Source organism: Brevundimonas sp. NPDC058933, assembly GCF_049315965.1.
Lineage (GTDB): Bacteria > Pseudomonadota > Alphaproteobacteria > Caulobacterales > Caulobacteraceae > Brevundimonas.
In genome coordinates this window covers 1044798-1062151 of record NZ_JBMOSL010000001.1, presented here as the reverse complement: position 1 = coordinate 1062151, position 17354 = coordinate 1044798, and the positions used below count along the sequence as shown (strand labels likewise).

Sequence of the window (17354 nt, the reverse complement as noted above, 5' to 3'; positions counted from 1 at the left end):
ATGAGAGCCAGGCTTTACTAGCAGAACGGCTTAGCGGCGGCGGGGCGACAGGATGTCGCCCAGGCGGTCGGGCGTGCCCTCGATCCGTTCCAGGTGGGGGTAGCGCAGACCGTCGTGGTAGTCGAAGCGGACCGTCTTGAAGACGTCGCCGTTCTTGAGGATCAGCTCGATCGGGTCGGTCGAGCCCTTGGCGGCGGTGACGGCCTCCTTCAGCGCGTCGGCCGAGGCGGCGCGACCGGCGACGGCGACGACTTCCCAGCCCGAGGTCAGGCCCTGCTCGAAGGCCGGGCCGCCCCAGACCACCGAGGTGATCTTGTTGGCCTTGTTCATCATGAAGCCGAGCGAATAGGTGAAGTCGTTGCGGCCCAGCTCCTTATACAGGGCGCCCATGTAGCCGGACGGCTCCTCCTTGAAGACCAGGCGGTAGCCGCCGCGCTCGATGCCGTCCAGCGGGCCGCGCGAGGTCGGGCCGACCGCGTCCAGACGCTCGCGCAGGAAGGCGGCCCAGTCCTTGGCCTGAACCCCGTTCAGGGTCGAGGTGACGGTGTCGAAGGTGTAGGGGGCCGGGTTCCAGTCGCCGTCCTGGGCGCCGAAGAAGGCCCTGGCGAAGTCGTCCAGCGACTTCTTGCCGCCGGTCTGCTCGCGGATCAGGGTGTCGGCGTCCAGCCAGATCAGCGAGCCCTCGCGGTAGTAGTCCTCGCTGCGCTGATAGGAGCCCCAGGGCTGGGGACGGCGCTGGCTGATGATGGGGTCGTTGGTGGTGTCCTGCATGGCGCGCCACTGGCGGCCGGGGATGTTCTGGAAGCTGGCGGCGGTCATGGCCAGGACGTCCAGCGCCTGTTGCTTCGACATCAGACCCGCGCGGGCGGTCAGGACCAGGCCCCAATATTGCGTCTGGCCCTCATAGACCCACAACAGGGAGTTCTGCAGCGGCGCGTTGAGGTTGGGCGTCATCTGGTCGGCGGGGCGGCGCCACTTGCCGTTCCAGCTGTGGGTGTATTCGTGGCCCAGCAGGTCGCGGTCGGCCAGGGTGGCCTCGCGGTCGGTGAAGTATTTGGGATCGACGCTGTTCTCGGACGAGCGCTGGTGCTCCAGGCCGATGCCGCCCAGCTTGTCGGTCACGGCCACCAGGAAGTCGTAGTGGTCGAAGTGGCGGGCGCCGAACAGGCGGTCGGCCTGGGCGACCAGATTGCGGTGGAGCTGGATGTGCTCGTCGCTGGCTTCCAGCATCTTGGCCGTGTCGGCCACGACGTTCATGCGGACGGGCGAACGGCCGCCGGGATCGAGGTCGATCTGGCGATAGTGCTGGCCGGCGAAGACGGGGCTGTCGGCCAGGTGGTCGAGGGTGATGGGGGCGAAGGTCGCCAGGCCGTTCTCGAAGCTGACCGTGTCCAGACCGGCGCCATAGTTCCAGCCGGCGGGCAGTTTCAGAGTCGGCTTGAAGGTGATCTGACGCGAGTAGTAGCCGGCGGGATAGAGCAGGGCCTTCTCCCACTGGATGTTCAGCATCTCGGGGGTGACGACGATGCGCCCCTGATTGCCCTCGATCGGGGTCAGCCACTGGAAGGCGACCTCGATCTGGCTGACGCCGGCGGGGACCTCGATCTGATAGGCCCAGGGCTGGACCGTGTTGCGCACCCACTCCAGCCGTTGGCCGTTGGCGGTAAACGTCAGGCCGCCGACGTTGGCGACGGGGCCGGCGGGGCTGTGGTTGCCCGGCAGCCATTGGGGATAGAGCAGGACCATCGGCCCGGCCTGGGCGACGGGGATGGTCTGGCGCACCTGAACCAGACGGCGGTCGATGTCCGTGGCGTCCACGTCGAGGCTGATGACGCCCGGATAGGCGACGTCGCGCGGGGCCGGGATGGGCGCAAGCGCCACGGGCAGGGCGGGCGTGCCGACCTGAGCGAGCGCAGGCGCGCCCATTGAGATCAGCAGGGCGGCGGCGCTGACGGCCAGGGCGAAACGCTTCATCAGGACTATCCGGGGACGGCCGCCACCAACGCGGCCCAAGAGGGCCGCACAGCACAATGTGTCGCACCTCGCGTCAAGGCGATCCGATTGTTTTCCCTTGCCTACGGGACGATCGGGGCGAGCGCTTGAAGCAGGCTGCGATGGAAGGCCGCTGGATCCTGCATCTGCGGGGAATGGCCGAGCTCGGGAAATTCGATCAATCGAGCCTGCGGAATCGCCGCAGCCGCAGCGCGGCCCAGGGCCGGATACTGCCCAAGGCGAGCCTGGACCTCGGGGCTCGCCCGCCCTGCGCCCGGCGCCGTCCGGTCGGTTCCGCCGATGATGAGGGTAGTCGGGGTTCGCACCTGCGATAGTTCATGCACGACCGGCTGGGTGAAGATCATGTCCGAGGTCTGGGCCTGGTTCCAGGCGACCACCTCGCCGCCGGGACCGGCGTACATCCCCGCCAGCATCTCGACCGGAGCATCGTACTCGGGCCGCCATTCGCCGTCGTAATAGAAACGCTGCTGATAGGCCCTGATGCTTTCAAACGTCGTCTTGCGCTCATTGGCCAAGGCGTCGTCGAGGCGGGCGTAGGGCACGCCTTCGGCCTGCCAGTCCTCAAGGCCGATCGGGTTCACCAATACAAGTTGCTCAAGGCTGTCAGGGTTCAGCAGGGCGTAGCGTAGGCCGAGCATGCCGCCCATGGAGTGGCCGATCATGACCGGCTGTGTGACGCCCAGGCTGTCCAACAGGGCGTGCGTGTTTGCGGCCAGCTGCGACAAGGAGAACTGATAGGCTTCTGGTTTGGACGCCTTGCAGAAGCCGACCTGGTCGATCGCGATGACGCGGAAACCGGCCTCCGCCAGCACGCGAATGGTCGGCCCCCAGGTGCTGGCGCAGAAGTTCTTGCCATGAAGAAGGACGGCTGTACGGCCGTTCGCCGGTCCGGTCGGCGCGACGTCCATATAGGTCATCTCGAGCGCCTGCCGCTGGGAATCGAACGAAAAGGTCTGGACAGGGTGCGGGTAGGCGTAGCCCTCCAGGCGTGGGCCGAAGGTCGGGCGTGCCTGGGCCGAGGCTGCCGAGGACGACCCGGCGACGATCATACAGGCGATAAGTGCGGCGGTGCGGAGCATGGAGCGGGAACGTTGATGGATTCGTCCCGTTCCTCGCCGCGACCTATCGCCTCTCATCCGGCCGGGTTCACTTCCAGCAGTTCGACGGTGAAGCGCAGGGTCGAGTTGGCGGGGATTTCGGTTCCCATCCAGCGGGGGCCGTAGGCGAGGTCGGCGGGGATGACGAACTCATAGGTCTCGCCGGCGCGCATCAGGGCGACGCCCTCGGTCCAGCCCTTGATCACGCGGTTCAGGGGGAAGCTGGCCGGTTCGTTGCGCGAATAGGAGCTGTCGAACTCGCGCCCGTCGATGAAGGTGCCGCGATAGTGGACCTTGACCGTGTCGGTGGCGACCGGCTGAACGCCTTCCGGCCTTGCCTTGCCGACGCGGCGGTACTGCAGGCCCGAAGGCGTGGTGGTCCAGCCGCTGCGCTGGCCGTTCCACATCAGATAGGCGGCCTGGCCGACCTCCCAGTTCTCCTGGGTTGCGGGGCCTTGCGGGACGACCTGGGCGATGGTGGCGGGCGCGGAAGCGCAGGCAGAGAGGGTCAGGGCGAGGGCGGCGAGCGCGGGCAGGGCGATACGGTTCATAAGGCTAGGCTTATCACAAGGAATGGCGGTGTCGATGAGGGCCTCAACATGCCGTCATCCCGGCCGCAGCGGAGCGGAGAGCCGGGACCCAGGCGTTTGATTCTGTCTGGACGGGGCCTATGTCCGCCGTCTGGGTCCCGGGTTCGGCTGCGCCGCCCCGGGATGACGGAAAAAAGGTGTGGAGGCTTCGTCTGGCCGCCCCCGCCCGGTCGCGGCGCGACCACCCTCCCCGGACGGGGAGGGAGAAAGAGGTCGCAGGCCTTTATTTCGCCGGAGATCGGCGTATATATGCGCGCTCCGCAGATTCCATGAATCCCGCGCGAAAGCGCCGAGGCCCGGTTTGTCGCCCTCCGACCGGTGCGCAGGCGTCGCTCCTTTCCCAAGGAGCGGGCATATAAGGCGTCCTGATCCCGCAGCGGATCGAGGGTGGACGCCGAGAGAACCTACGGTCACGGATCGCCGAATGGCGGGCCGTGGCTGCTGCATTGACGTCGGGCCTCCATTCCTTTGTGGGGTGGGCTCGCGATTGGGAAAACAGAATGGCAAACTCCACTGACGGTCTCGCCCTGGGTAAGATCGCCTCCGCCACCTCGTTCACCGGAAAGAAGCGCATTCGTCACTCGTTCGGGCGTATCCCCGAAGCGGTGAAGATGCCGAACCTGATCGAGGTTCAGCGGGCTTCCTACGAGCAGTTCCTGCAGCGCGAAGTGCGCAGCGGGGTCCGCAAGGAGCAGGGTATCGAGGCGGTCTTCAAGTCGGTCTTCCCGATCAAGGACTTCAACGAGCGCGCCGTCCTGGAGTACGTGTCCTACGAGTTCGAGGACCCCAAGTACGACGTCGAGGAATGCATCCAGCGCGACATGACCTATGCCGCGCCGCTGAAGGTCAAGCTGCGCCTGATAGTCTTTGAGACCGAGGAAGAAACGGGCGCCCGTTCGGTCAAGGACATCAAGGAGCAGGACGTCTACATGGGCGACATCCCGCTCATGACGGACAAGGGCACCTTTATCGTCAACGGCACCGAGCGCGTGATCGTCTCGCAGATGCACCGTTCGCCGGGCGTCTTCTTCGATCACGACAAGGGCAAGACCCACTCGTCGGGCAAGCTGCTGTTCGCCGCCCGCGTCATTCCTTACCGTGGTTCGTGGCTCGACTTCGAGTTCGACGCCAAGGACGTGGTCTTCGTCCGTATCGACCGTCGTCGTAAACTGCCGGCCACCAGCTTCCTGCTGGCCCTGGGCATGGACGGCGAGGAAATCCTCAAGACCTTCTACGAGACCGTGCCTTACGAGAAGCGCGGCGAAGGCTGGGTGACGCCCTACAAGCCGGAACGCTGGCGCGGCGTGAAGCCGGAGTTCGACTTGGTCGACGCCGACACCGGCGAAGTGGTCGCACAGGCCGGTCAGAAGATCAGCGCCCGCGCCGCCAAGAAGCTGGCCGACGGCGGTCTGACCTCGCTGTCGCTGGCCGCCGACGCCCTGCTGACCAAGTATCTGGCTGCGGACGCCGTCAACTATGAGACCGGCGAGATCTACGCCGAGGCCGGCGACGAGCTGGACGCGGAAACGATCGCCCTGCTGGAAGAGCGCGGCTTCACCACCATCGACGTGCTGGACATCGACCACGTCACGGTCGGCGCCTACATGCGCAACACCCTGCGCGTGGACAAGAACACGGGTCGTGAAGACGCCCTGTTCGACATCTATCGCGTCATGCGTCCGGGCGAGCCGCCGACCCCGGAAGCCGCCGAAGCGATGTTCAACTCTCTGTTCTTCGATTCGGAACGCTACGACCTGTCGGCCGTGGGCCGGGTCAAGATGAACATGCGTCTGGAGACCCCCGAGGTTTCCGACGAAATCCGCGTCCTGCAAAAGGACGACGTGCTGAAGGTGCTGCAGATCCTGGTCGGCCTGAAGGACGGCCGCGGCGAGATCGACGACATCGACAACCTGGGCAACCGTCGCGTGCGTTCGGTCGGCGAACTGCTGGAAAACCAGTACCGCGTCGGTCTGCTGCGCATGGAGCGCGCCATCAAGGAGCGCATGTCCTCGGTCGATATCGACACGGTCATGCCGCACGACCTGATCAACGCCAAACCGGCCGCGGCCGCGGTGCGTGAATTCTTCGGCTCGTCGCAGCTGTCGCAGTTCATGGACCAAACCAACCCGCTGTCGGAGATCACCCACAAGCGTCGCCTTTCGGCGCTTGGCCCGGGCGGTCTGACGCGTGAGCGCGCCGGCTTTGAAGTCCGCGACGTTCACCCGACCCACTACGGCCGCATCTGCCCGATCGAAACGCCGGAAGGCCCGAACATCGGCCTGATCAACTCGCTGGCCACCCACGCCCGCGTCAACAAGTACGGCTTCATCGAGAGCCCCTACCGTCGCGTGAAGGACGGCAAGGCCACGGACGAGGTGGTCTACATCTCGGCCATGGAAGAGGCGAAGCACGTTATCGCCCAGTCCAACATTGAGCTGAAGAACGGCGAGATCGTAGAGGACCTGGTCCCCGGCCGGATCAACGGTGAATCCCAGCTGCTGACCAAGGCCGACGTCGACATGATGGACGTGTCGCCGAAGCAGGTCGTTTCGGTCGCTGCGGCCCTGATCCCCTTCCTGGAAAACGATGACGCCAACCGCGCACTGATGGGCGCCAACATGCAACGTCAGGCCGTGCCTCTGGTGCAGTCGGACGCGCCGCTGGTCGGCACCGGCATGGAAGCGGTCGTGGCCGTGGACTCCGGCGCTGTCGTGGTCGCCCGTCGCGACGGCGTGGTCGAGCAGATCGACGGCACGCGTATCGTCGTCCGCGCCACGTCGGAATCCGACGCCGGCCGTTCGGGCGTCGACATCTATCGCCTGTCGAAGTTCCAGCGTTCCAACCAGTCGACCTGCATCAACCAGCGCCCGATCGTGCGTGTGGGCGATGAAGTGAAGGCCGGCGACGTCATCGCTGACGGCCCGTCGACGGACCTGGGCGAACTGGCGCTGGGCCGTAACGTCCTGGTCGCCTACATGCCCTGGAACGGCTACAACTTCGAAGACTCCATCCTGATCTCCGAGCGTATCGTGCGCGACGACATCTTCACCTCCATCCACCTCGAAGAGTTCGAAGTGATGGCGCGTGATACGAAGTTGGGCCCGGAAGAAATCACCCGCGACATCCCCAACGTCGGCGAGGAAGCCCTGCGCAACCTCGACGAAGCGGGCATCGTGGCCATCGGCGCCGAAGTCCAGCCGGGCGACATCCTGTGCGGCAAGGTCACGCCAAAGGGCGAAAGCCCGATGACGCCGGAAGAGAAGCTGCTGCGCGCCATCTTTGGCGAGAAGGCTTCGGACGTCCGTGACACCTCGCTGCGCCTGCCGCCCGGCGTCGCCGGCACGGTTGTCGACGTGCGCGTCTTCAACCGTCACGGCGTCGACAAGGACGAGCGCGCCATGGCGATCGAACGCGCCGAAATCGAACGCCTCGGCAAGGACCGCGACGATGAGCTCAAGATCCTTGAGCGCAACGTCTATGGCCGCCTGAAGCCGCTGCTGCTCGGCAAGTCCGCCGTGTCCGGTCCCAAGGGCATGGGCCGCGGCGACGTGACCGAAGAGAAGCTTGGCGAAGTGTCCAAGGGCCTGTGGTGGCAGGTCGCCCTCGACGACGAGAAGGCGATGGGCGAGCTGGAGGCCATGAAGAAGCAGTTCGAGGACGCCCGTAAGGCGCTCGACCGTCGCTTCGAAGACAAGGTCGAGAAGCTGCAACGCGGCGACGAGCTGCCGCCTGGCGTGATGAAGATGGTCAAGGTCTTCGTGGCCGTGAAGCGCAAGCTTCAGCCGGGCGACAAGATGGCTGGCCGTCACGGCAACAAGGGCGTCATCTCCAAGATCCTGCCGGTCGAGGACATGCCGCACCTGGATGACGGCACCCACGTCGACATCGTTTTGAACCCGCTGGGCGTGCCGTCACGCATGAACATCGGTCAGATCTTCGAAACCCACCTGGGTTGGGCCGCTGCGGGCCTCGGCAAGCAGATCAAGGGTCTGCTCGAGCAGTGGATGGACGGCGGTATGCGTGACGCCCTGGTGTCGCGTCTGACCGAGATCTACGGCGCCGATACGCCGCTGCCCGAGAGCGACGAAGACCTGATCGAACTGGCGCAGAACCTGTCCAAGGGCGTGCCCTTCGCGACCCCGGTCTTCGACGGCGCGCATATCTCGGACATCGAGGACCTGCTGGAATCGGCCGGTCTGGATCGTTCGGGTCAGTCGATCCTGTTCGACGGCCAGACGGGCGAGCAGTTCAAGCGTCCGGTCACGGTCGGCTATGTCTACATGCTGAAGCTGCACCACCTGGTCGACGACAAGATCCACGCCCGCTCCATCGGCCCGTACTCGCTCGTCACCCAGCAGCCGCTGGGCGGTAAGGCGCAGTTCGGCGGACAGCGCTTCGGGGAAATGGAGGTCTGGGCTCTGGAAGCTTACGGCGCCGCCTACACCCTGCAGGAAATGCTGACGGTGAAATCCGACGACGTGGCCGGCCGGACCAAGGTTTACGAGGCTATCGTCCGTGGCGACGACAGCTTCGAAGCCGGCATTCCCGAGAGCTTCAACGTGCTCATCAAGGAAATGCGCTCGCTGGGCCTGAACGTGGAGCTGGAGAACAGCTGATCGGAAACTGAAGCCCTCTCCCGCCTGGCGGGGGAGGGCGGTCCGACCGCCTCTCCTCTCTGAATGAATTTTCGCGGGGCATTCCCGCAGAAGGAAAAAAGATGAACCAGGAAGTCCTGAACATCTTCAACCCGGTCCCGGTCACGCCGACCTTCGACCAGATCAAGATCGCCCTGGCCTCGCCGGAGAAGATCCGTTCGTGGTCGTTCGGCGAGATCAAGAAGCCGGAAACCATCAACTACCGCACGTTCAAGCCCGAGCGTGACGGCCTGTTCTGCGCCCGTATCTTTGGCCCGACCAAGGACTACGAATGCCTGTGCGGCAAGTACAAGCGCATGAAGTACAAGGGCATCATCTGCGAGAAGTGCGGCGTTGAAGTCACGCTGGCTCGCGTTCGCCGCGAGCGCATGGGTCACATCGACCTAGCCGCCCCGGTCGCCCACATCTGGTTCCTGAAGTCCCTGCCGAGCCGCATCTCGCTGATGCTGGACATGGCGCTGAAGGACGTGGAACGCGTCCTCTACTTCGAAAACTACATCGTCACCGAGCCGGGCCTGACCCCGCTGAAGCAGAACCAACTGCTGACGGAAGACGAGTTCTATCGCTACCAGGAAGAATACGGCGACGACGGCTTCACGGCTGAAATCGGCGCCGAGGCCGTCCGCAACCTGCTGATGGGCATCGACCTGCACGCCGAAGCCGAACGCCACCGCGGCGAGTTGGCTGACAGCCCTTCGGAAATGAAGGCCAAGAAGGCGTCCAAGCGCCTGAAGCTGATCGAGGCCTTCCTGGAATCGGGCAACAAGCCCGAGTGGATGATCCTGACCATCGTGCCGGTCATCCCGCCGGAACTGCGTCCGCTGGTGCCGCTGGACGGCGGCCGCTTCGCGACTTCGGACCTGAACGACCTGTATCGCCGGGTCATCAACCGTAACAACCGCCTGAAGCGCCTGATCGAGCTGCGCGCGCCCGACATCATCATCCGCAACGAAAAGCGGATGCTGCAAGAGTCGGTCGACGCCCTGTTCGACAACGGCCGTCGTGGTCGCGTGATCACGGGCGCCAACAAGCGTCCGCTGAAGTCGCTGGCCGACATGCTGAAGGGCAAGCAGGGCCGCTTCCGTCAGAACCTTCTGGGCAAGCGCGTCGACTACTCGGGCCGTTCGGTCATCACCGTCGGCCCCGAGCTGAAGCTGCACGAGTGCGGCTTGCCCAAGAAGATGGCGCTCGAGCTGTTCAAGCCCTTCATCTATGCGCGTCTGGACGCCAAGGGCCTGTCGGGCACCGTCAAGCAGTCCAAGCGCATGGTCGAACGCGAGCAGCCGCAGGTCTGGGACATCCTGGAAGAAGTGATCCGGGAACACCCGGTCATGCTGAACCGCGCGCCGACGCTTCACCGTCTGGGCATCCAGGCGTTCGAGCCGAAGCTGATCGAGGGCAAGGCCATCCGCCTGCACCCGCTGGTCTGCACCGCGTTCAACGCCGACTTCGACGGCGACCAGATGGCTGTTCACGTCCCGCTGTCGCTGGAAGCGCAACTCGAAGCGCGCGTCCTGATGATGTCGACGAACAACATCCTGTCGCCCGCCAACGGCAAGCCGATCATCGTGCCGTCGCAGGACATCGTCCTGGGTCTGTACTACCTGTCGCTGGTCAAGGAGAACCAGCCGGGCGAAGGCAAGCTGTTCGCCAACATGGGTGAAATCGACGCCGCCCTGGACGCCAAGGTCGTCGGTCTGCACACCAAGATCAAGGCGCGCTGGACCGAGATGAACTCGGCTGGCGAAGTCGTGACCAAGGTGATCGACACCACGCCCGGCCGGATGAAGCTGGGCGCGCTGCTGCCGCACAACGCCAACATCGGCTACGGCCTGCTGGACAAGAACCTGACCAAGAAGGAAATCGGCAACCTGATCGATCAGGTCTATCGCCACTGCGGTCAGAAGGCGACGGTCATCTTCGCCGACCAGATGATGCAACTGGGCTTCCGTGAAGCCGCCAAGGCCGGCATTTCGGTGGGCAAGGACGACATCGTCATTCCTGCCAAGAAGGCCCAGATGGTCGCGGAAACCCGCACCCAGGTCGAAGAGTACGAGCAGCAATACGCCGACGGCCTGATCACCAAGGGTGAGAAGTACAACAAGGTGGTCGACGCCTGGGCCAAGGCCACGGACAAGATCGCTGACGAGATGATGGGCGAGATCGCCCAGCCTCGCGTCTTGATCAAGGGCCAGGAGCCGGACATCAACTCCGTCTTCATGATGGCCAACTCCGGCGCCCGTGGTTCGCAGGCGCAGATGAAGCAACTGGGCGGCATGCGCGGCCTGATGGCCAAGCCCTCGGGCGAGATCATCGAGACGCCGATTATCTCGAACTTCAAGGAAGGCCTGACCGTCCTTGAATACTTCAACTCCACCCACGGCGCCCGTAAGGGTCTGGCCGACACCGCGCTGAAGACCGCCAACTCGGGTTACCTGACCCGTCGTCTGGTGGACGTGGCGCAAGACTCCATCGTCACCGAGGAAGACTGCGGCTCGACGCGCGGCATCACCCTGCGCGCCGTGGTCGAAGGCGGCGACGTGCTGGTCTCGCTGGGCCAACGCGTCCTGGGTCGCTATGCGGCCGAGGACATCAAGGAGCCGGGCGGCGACAAGATCCTGTTCCCTGCAGACACCTACCTGCAGGAAGAAGAGATCGAAGTCATCGACGCGGCCGGCGTCCAGTCGATCAAGGTCCGGTCGGCCCTGACCTGTGAGGCCGAAGCCGGCATCTGCGGCATGTGCTACGGTCGTGACCTGGCGCGCGGCACCAACGTCAACATCGGCGAAGCGGTCGGCGTCATCGCCGCTCAGTCGATCGGCGAGCCGGGCACCCAGCTGACGATGCGTACCTTCCACATCGGCGGTACGGCCCAGGTGGCGGAAACCTCGTTCTACGAGGCGACCAACGCCGGCAAGGCCAAGATCGTCGGCCCGACCGTTACGGCGGCGCACGGCGACCTGGTGGCCATGAGCCGCAACGTCGTCGTCACCATCGTCGTCGACGGCAAGGACCGCGAGACCCACAAGGTCCCGTACGGCGCCCGTCTGCGCGTCAAGGAAGGCGCCGATGTCGCCAAGGGCCAACGTCTGGCGGAGTGGGACCCCTACACCACTCCGATCCTGACCGAAGTCGGCGGCGTGATCCGCTTCGAGGACCTGGTCGAGGGCCTGTCGGTCCGCGAAGAAACCGACGAAGCGACGGGCATCGCCCAGCGCGTGGTTTCCGACTGGCGCGCCAGCCCCCGCGGTTCGGACCTGCGTCCGGCCATGGGCGTGACCCTGGGCGACACCTACGCCAAGCTGGCCTCGGGCTCTGACGCCCGTTACCTGCTGCCCGTGGGCGCCGTTCTGTCCGTGTCCAACGGCGACGAGGTCAAGCCGGGCGAGATCATCGCCCGTGTTCCGACCGAAGGCGCCAAGACCCGCGACATCACCGGCGGTCTGCCGCGCGTTGCCGAACTGTTCGAAGCCCGTCGTCCGAAGGACTGCGCCGTCATCGCCGAGATGGATGGTCGCGTGGAATTCGGTCGCGACTACAAGAACAAGCGCCGCATCAAGATCACCCCGGAACTGGACGCCGATGGCAACCAGGCCGAGGCGGTCGAGTTCCTGATCCCGAAGGGCAAGCACATCTCCGTCCACGACGGCGATCTGATCCAGAAGGGCGACTACATCATCGACGGCAACCCGGATCCGCACGACCTGCTGCGCATCCAGGGCGTCGAGGCGCTGGCCGAGTATCTGGTGAACGAAGTGCAGGAGGTCTACCGACTGCAAGGCGTGCCGATCAACGACAAGCACATCGAAGTCATCGTCCGTCAGATGCTGCAGAAGGTGGAAGTGCTGGATTCGGGTGAAACCACCCTGATCCGCGGCGACACCGTCGAAGTGGCTGAAGCCGTTCTGGAAAACGCCAAGGTCGAGAAGCGCGGCGGTCGTCTGGCCACCACGCAGCCCGTCCTGCTGGGCATCACCAAGGCGTCGCTGCAGACCCGCAGCTTCATCTCGGCGGCGTCCTTCCAGGAGACCACCCGCGTCCTCACCGACGCCTCGGTCCACGGCAAGAAGGACATGCTGGAAGGCCTGAAGGAAAACGTCATCGTCGGCCGCCTGATCCCGGCGGGCACGGGCGCCTATCTGCGCTCGCTGCAGAAACTGGCGAACGAGCGCGACGCGGAACTGACCCAGGCCCGCGAAGACGCCATCGAGCCTCTGCCGGCCGATCTGGCCCTGGAACTGGAAAAGTCGGAAGGCTGATCCGTTTCGGAACTGAAGACTGAAGAGGGCGGCGCTGGAGACAGCGCCGCCCTTTTTCTATCGGGGCTCGCGGGGGGCGGCCGCGCCCGGCGTGGCTGGTCGACCCGAGGCGGGCGGGCCGTCGCGGCGGGTCTGGACGTTACGCGTGGAGTCCATCTGGGTTGATGAATCCAGATGCGCGCCGGCGCAGCCTGTGCCGAAGTTCGAGCCGGGGCAGTCCTGAGGCGGCAGAACGCCGACGCCGCCGGACAGGGGGCGTCGCTGGGCCTCGTAGCGCTGCATTTCGCGGGCGCCTTCTCGCGCGAAACGGGCGTCGCGCTCGGGGTTGCCGCTGCCGGTGATGGGCCGCGTGGCCCCCTCTGCGGCGCGGGCGTTGAACCGTTCGTCGCAAACGACCTGCTCGCCGCGCGTGAGAATGGCCCGGGAGGGGCAACCGGCGGGCGAGGTGCGCAGGGCGCGGGCGTTGCGGCCGTCCTGCCCTTCAGGGGCGACACGCCAGGCGTCCGACACGCCCGGGACGCCCGAGGCCGCAGCCGAGGGCGCTCCGGGAGCAGGGTTGGCGAGGCGCGGAGCCGGAGCGGCGGGCAGGCCGTCGCGGGCCTCGTCCTCGTCCTTCTTGCGGGGACGGAGCGCCGTCACCGGGGCGGAAGCGGGGGCGGCGCGTTCGACGGTGGCGGGCGGCGCGGGCGTCGGCGCGGCGACTGGCGCGCGCGCCGGAGCGGGCAGGGGGGCGGCAGGCGCCAGAGGCGCGTTCCGGGTCACGGTCTGGGGGGTCGGAAGCGGCGCAGGGGTCGGGAGCGGCAAGGGGGCGGGGGCTGGCGTCGGTATGGGCGGGACAACCGGCATGGGCCGCTGGGGCGTGGGCGTGGCGCGTTCCGGCGTGGGCAGGGGCTCAACGGTTGGCGTAGGAAGCGGCGGGGCCGGACGCGGGACGGGCAAGGGCTCCGGCGTAACCGTGGGCCGTTCGATCTCCAGCTGGATGATGGGCTGCAGGTCGGGAGCCGGGGCCGGATGATCTTCACTGGACGCCAGCAGGACCATGGAGCCCAGGACGACCACATGCATCAGGAGAGAGGCGCCCGCCATCAGGCCCCGCCGCACGCCAGGACGCAGACGCCGGGCCGGCGCTCGGGCCAGAACTGCAACGCTCATAGCGGCTCCCCAATCCTCGTCGAGAATGATGCCAAGGCAAGCATGGCAATATAGGGGCGAGTCTCGGAACCGCGGAACGCTGATCTCTACTTGAGGCGAAGCTTCGATGCTCGTCAGCCTGGCGCGCTCGTCCGCCAAGAGGGTGAATCACTTGACGCCTTGACCCATCGCGCGTACACGGCGCGCACTTTCGAGATGTAGGCGGTTCTCCGTCTGTCGAGATTGTGACAATTGAACGGACGGGCTGTGCCCGCCGGAACGCCCGAAGCGCGCGTTCCGGTTTTTTCGTTTGGCTGTTGCGGCTCGCTCGAGAACAACACCCGGGCGGCGCTTCGGCGGCGTCCAAAAGAAGGCTCATGAGGCGCCCCGGCCGGAAGGCACACGCCTCCACATCGAAAAGAGACAAATCGTATGCCTACGATCAACCAACTGATCCGCAAGCCGCGCAAGCCCAAGCCCACCCGTAACAAGGTCCCGGCTCTGGAAGGTTCGCCCCAGCGTCGCGGCGTTTGCACCCGCGTCTACACCACGACCCCGAAGAAGCCCAACTCGGCTCTGCGTAAGGTCGCCAAGGTCCGTCTGGCCAAGAACGGCTATGAAGCCGTTTGCTACATCCCCGGCGAAGGTCACAACCTGCAAGAGCACTCGGTTGTTCTGATCCGCGGCGGCCGCGTGAAGGACCTTCCCGGCGTGCGTTACCACATCCTGCGCGGCGTGCTCGATACGCAAGGCGTCAAGGACCGCAAGCAGCGTCGTTCGCACTACGGCACCAAGCGTCCGAAGTAAGCGAACCGTTTTCAGGCCTGCTGGTCTGGACCCTCAGAAATTTTCCCGGCGTCTGCCGGGCACTGCAAGGAATAACCTATGTCGCGTCGTCACCGCGCCCAGAAGCGTGAAGTTCTGCCGGATCCCAAGTTCGGCGATCTGATCGTCACCAAGTTCATGAACTACGTCATGTACGAAGGTAAGAAGGCCGTCGCCGAGAACATCGTCTATGGCGCCTTCGACATCCTGGCCGAGAAGAAGAAAGACCACACTGCGGTCGAGACCTTCCACACGGCTCTGGACAACGTCGCTCCGTCGGTCGAAGTCCGTTCGCGTCGCGTCGGCGGCGCCACCTACCAGGTGCCGGTCGAAGTCCGCCCGGACCGTCGCCGCGCCCTGGCCATCCGTTGGCTGGTGAACGCTGCGCGCAAGCGCGGTGAAAACACCATGACGGAAAAGCTGGCTGCTGAGCTGCTGGACGCCTCGAACAACCGCGGCACCGCAGTCAAGAAGCGCGAAGACACCCACAAGATGGCCGAAGCCAACCGCGCCTTCAGCCACTACCGCTGGTAAGCGTCTTCAAAGCGCCATCGAGCGCGCTTATCTGAGACTATCCGGCGCGGGCGGTTTGAGCTAAATCGCCCGCGCTGTCTTATCCGATATCACCTTGGGCGCCCGTCGCGTCCGCGAAGCACCCCGAAGGCAACTCCAATGCCCCGCACGCATAAGATTGAAGACTACCGCAACTTCGGCATCATGGCCCACATCGACGCGGGCAAGACGACGACGACCGAGCGGATCCTGTTCTACACCGGCAAGTCCCACAAGATCGGCGAAGTCCACGACGGCGCCGCCACCATGGACTGGATGGACCAGGAGCAGGAACGCGGCATCACCATCACGTCCGCCGCGACGACCGCCTACTGGAAAGAAAAGCGCCTCAACATCATCGACACCCCCGGCCACGTGGACTTCACCATTGAAGTCGAACGTTCGCTGCGCGTGCTTGACGGCGCTGTGACGGTTCTGGACGGCAACGCCGGCGTTGAGCCGCAGACCGAAACCGTCTGGCGTCAGGCCGACAAATATTCGGTGCCGCGCATCGTCTTCGTCAACAAGATGGACAAGATCGGCGCCGACTTCGACGCCTCGGTCCAGTCGATCCGCGACCGCCTGGGCGCCAAGGCTGTGCCGATCCAGTTCCCCATCGGTTCGGAATCCTCGCTGTCGGGCCTGGTCGACGTCGTCGAAATGCGTTCGGTCGTCTGGGACAACGACGCCCTGGGCGCCAACTTCACCGTGGGTGAGATCCCGGCCGACCTGATGGACAAGGCTGTTGAGGCCCGTCAGTACCTGATCGACAACGCTGTCGAACTCGATGACGAAGCCATGGAAGCCTATCTGGGCGGCGAAGAGCCCTCGGTCGAGACGCTGAAGAAGTGCATCCGTAAGGCTGTTCTGACCGGCGCCTTCTATCCGATCCTGTGCGGCTCGGCGTTCAAGAACAAGGGCGTTCAGACCCTGCTCGACGCCGTCGTCGACTACCTGCCGTCGCCGCTCGACATCCCGCCGACCCCGGGCATCGACTTCCGCACGGAAGAGCCGGTCGTGCGCAAGGCTTCTGACGATGAGCCCCTGTCGGTTCTGGCGTTCAAGATCATGGACGACCCCTTCGTCGGCTCGCTGACCTTCTGCCGCCTGTATTCGGGCAAGATGGAAACCGGCATGTCGCTGCTGAACTCCAGCCGCGACAAGAAAGAGCGCGTCGGCCGGATGCTGCAAATGCACTCCAACGACCGTCAGGACATCAAGGAAGCCTACGCCGGCGACATCGTCGCCCTGGCCGGCCTGAAGGACACCCGCACCGGCGACACCCTGTGCGATCCCATCAAGTCGCCCGTCATCCTCGAGAAGATGGAATTCCCGGCGCCCGTGATCGAGATCTCGGTCGAGCCCAAGACCAAGGCCGACCAGGAGAAGCTGGGCGTCGCCTTGGCCAAGCTGGCTTCGGAAGACCCCTCCTTCACCGTCTCGACCGACCACGAGTCGGGCCAGACGATCCTGAAGGGCATGGGCGAGCTTCACCTGGACATCAAGATCGATATCCTGAAGCGCACCTACAAGGTCGAAGCCACGATCGGCGCCCCGCAGGTGGCCTATCGTGAATCGCTGGGCCGCAAGGTCGACATCGACTACACCCACAAGAAGCAGACCGGCGGTACGGGCCAGTTCGCCCGCGTCATGATCACGTTTGAACCCGGCGAGCCGGGCTCGGGCTTCGTGTTCGAAAACTCGATCGTCGGCGGCGCAGTGCCCAAGGAATACATCCCGGGCGTTGAAAAGGGTCTGGAGTCCATCAAGGACAACGGCCTGCTGGCCGGCTTCCCGCTGATCGACTTCAAGGCGACCCTGACGGACGGCAAGTACCACGACGTCGACTCCAGCGTGCTGGCGTTCGAAATCGCGGCTCGCGCCGCCTTCCGCGAACTGAAGGAAAAGGGCGCTCCGAAGCTGCTCGAGCCGATCATGGCGGTCGAGGTCGTGACCCCCGAGGAATATCTCGGTTCGGTCATCGGCGACCTGAACGGCCGTCGCGGCATGATCCAGGGTCAGGACATGCGCGGCAACGCCACTGTCGTGAACGCCTTCGTCCCGCTGGCGAACATGTTCGGCTACGTGAACACCCTGCGGGGCATGTCGCAAGGTCGCGCCCAGTTCACCATGCAGTACGACCACTACGAGCCGGTGCCGCAACACGTCGCCGACGAAGTGATTAAGAAGTACGCCTAAACCCGTCGCTGTCCCGTCGTTTGTGACGGGCGC

At 65.2% G+C, this 17354-nt stretch carries 9 protein-coding genes; 5 read left to right on the top strand and 4 right to left on the bottom strand.

Annotated elements, in window-relative coordinates:
- Nucleotides 1–30: 30 nt before the first annotated feature.
- The 3 genes from ACOZBP_RS05185 to ACOZBP_RS05175 all read right to left on the bottom strand — a co-directional run bounded on the left by ACOZBP_RS05185 (nucleotide 31) and on the right by ACOZBP_RS05175 (nucleotide 3661).
- Nucleotides 31–1974, bottom strand: coding sequence for a M61 family metallopeptidase (locus tag ACOZBP_RS05185; RefSeq protein ID WP_422675317.1), 1944 nt, complete (start codon nucleotides 1972–1974; stop codon nucleotides 31–33).
- A gap of 101 nt (nucleotides 1975–2075) precedes the next feature.
- The gene (locus ACOZBP_RS05180) at nucleotides 2076–3092 is read right to left on the bottom strand and encodes an alpha/beta fold hydrolase (protein ID WP_422675316.1); all 1017 of its coding nucleotides are present in this window, start codon (nucleotides 3090–3092) and stop codon (nucleotides 2076–2078) included.
- A 53-nt stretch (nucleotides 3093–3145) separates the two neighbouring features.
- Nucleotides 3146–3661 (bottom strand): FKBP-type peptidyl-prolyl cis-trans isomerase, encoded by a 516-nt coding sequence (locus tag ACOZBP_RS05175; RefSeq protein WP_422675315.1) that lies wholly within the window; start codon nucleotides 3659–3661, stop codon nucleotides 3146–3148.
- Between the two features lie 539 nt (nucleotides 3662–4200).
- On the opposite strand from ACOZBP_RS05175, the gene rpoB reads away from it, so the two are divergent.
- Together rpoB and rpoC are read left to right on the top strand one after the other, a co-directional pair.
- On the top strand, nucleotides 4201–8316 hold the full coding sequence (gene rpoB, locus ACOZBP_RS05170; RefSeq protein WP_422675314.1) for a DNA-directed RNA polymerase subunit beta: 4116 nt from the start codon (nucleotides 4201–4203) through the stop codon (nucleotides 8314–8316).
- A gap of 101 nt (nucleotides 8317–8417) precedes the next feature.
- A complete protein-coding gene (gene rpoC / locus ACOZBP_RS05165) occupies nucleotides 8418–12614 on the top strand; it encodes a DNA-directed RNA polymerase subunit beta' (protein WP_422675313.1) in 4197 nt (1398 codons plus the stop codon).
- A 57-nt stretch (nucleotides 12615–12671) separates the two neighbouring features.
- Here the strand turns inward: rpoC and ACOZBP_RS05160 are convergent, their stop codons facing one another.
- Entirely contained in the window at nucleotides 12672–13766 is a 1095-nt protein-coding gene (locus ACOZBP_RS05160) for a hypothetical protein (RefSeq protein WP_422675312.1), read from the bottom strand.
- A gap of 411 nt (nucleotides 13767–14177) precedes the next feature.
- Between ACOZBP_RS05160 and rpsL the strand changes: the two genes are divergently transcribed.
- The 3 genes from rpsL (at nucleotide 14178) to fusA (ending at nucleotide 17321) form a co-directional block, all read left to right on the top strand.
- Entirely contained in the window at nucleotides 14178–14552 is a 375-nt protein-coding gene (gene rpsL / locus ACOZBP_RS05155) for a 30S ribosomal protein S12 (protein ID WP_292037356.1), read from the top strand.
- A gap of 78 nt (nucleotides 14553–14630) precedes the next feature.
- On the top strand, nucleotides 14631–15104 hold the full coding sequence (gene rpsG / locus ACOZBP_RS05150) for a 30S ribosomal protein S7 (protein WP_201100533.1): 474 nt from the start codon (nucleotides 14631–14633) through the stop codon (nucleotides 15102–15104).
- Nucleotides 15105–15242: 138 nt separating this feature from the next.
- Entirely contained in the window at nucleotides 15243–17321 is a 2079-nt protein-coding gene (gene fusA / locus ACOZBP_RS05145; protein WP_422675311.1) for an elongation factor G, read from the top strand.
- Nucleotides 17322–17354 lie beyond the last annotated feature (33 nt).

Coding starts and splice junctions, on each gene's coding strand:
- ACOZBP_RS05185 (WP_422675317.1), bottom strand. CDS start 1,974: ATGAAGCGTTTCGCCCTGGCCGTCAGCGCCGCCGCCCTGCTGATCTCA.
- ACOZBP_RS05180 (WP_422675316.1), bottom strand. CDS start 3,092: ATGCTCCGCACCGCCGCACTTATCGCCTGTATGATCGTCGCCGGGTCG.
- ACOZBP_RS05175 (WP_422675315.1), bottom strand. CDS start 3,661: ATGAACCGTATCGCCCTGCCCGCGCTCGCCGCCCTCGCCCTGACCCTC.
- rpoB (WP_422675314.1), top strand. CDS start 4,201: ATGGCAAACTCCACTGACGGTCTCGCCCTGGGTAAGATCGCCTCCGCC.
- rpoC (WP_422675313.1), top strand. CDS start 8,418: ATGAACCAGGAAGTCCTGAACATCTTCAACCCGGTCCCGGTCACGCCG.
- ACOZBP_RS05160 (WP_422675312.1), bottom strand. CDS start 13,766: ATGAGCGTTGCAGTTCTGGCCCGAGCGCCGGCCCGGCGTCTGCGTCCT.
- rpsL (WP_292037356.1), top strand. CDS start 14,178: ATGCCTACGATCAACCAACTGATCCGCAAGCCGCGCAAGCCCAAGCCC.
- rpsG (WP_201100533.1), top strand. CDS start 14,631: ATGTCGCGTCGTCACCGCGCCCAGAAGCGTGAAGTTCTGCCGGATCCC.
- fusA (WP_422675311.1), top strand. CDS start 15,243: ATGCCCCGCACGCATAAGATTGAAGACTACCGCAACTTCGGCATCATG.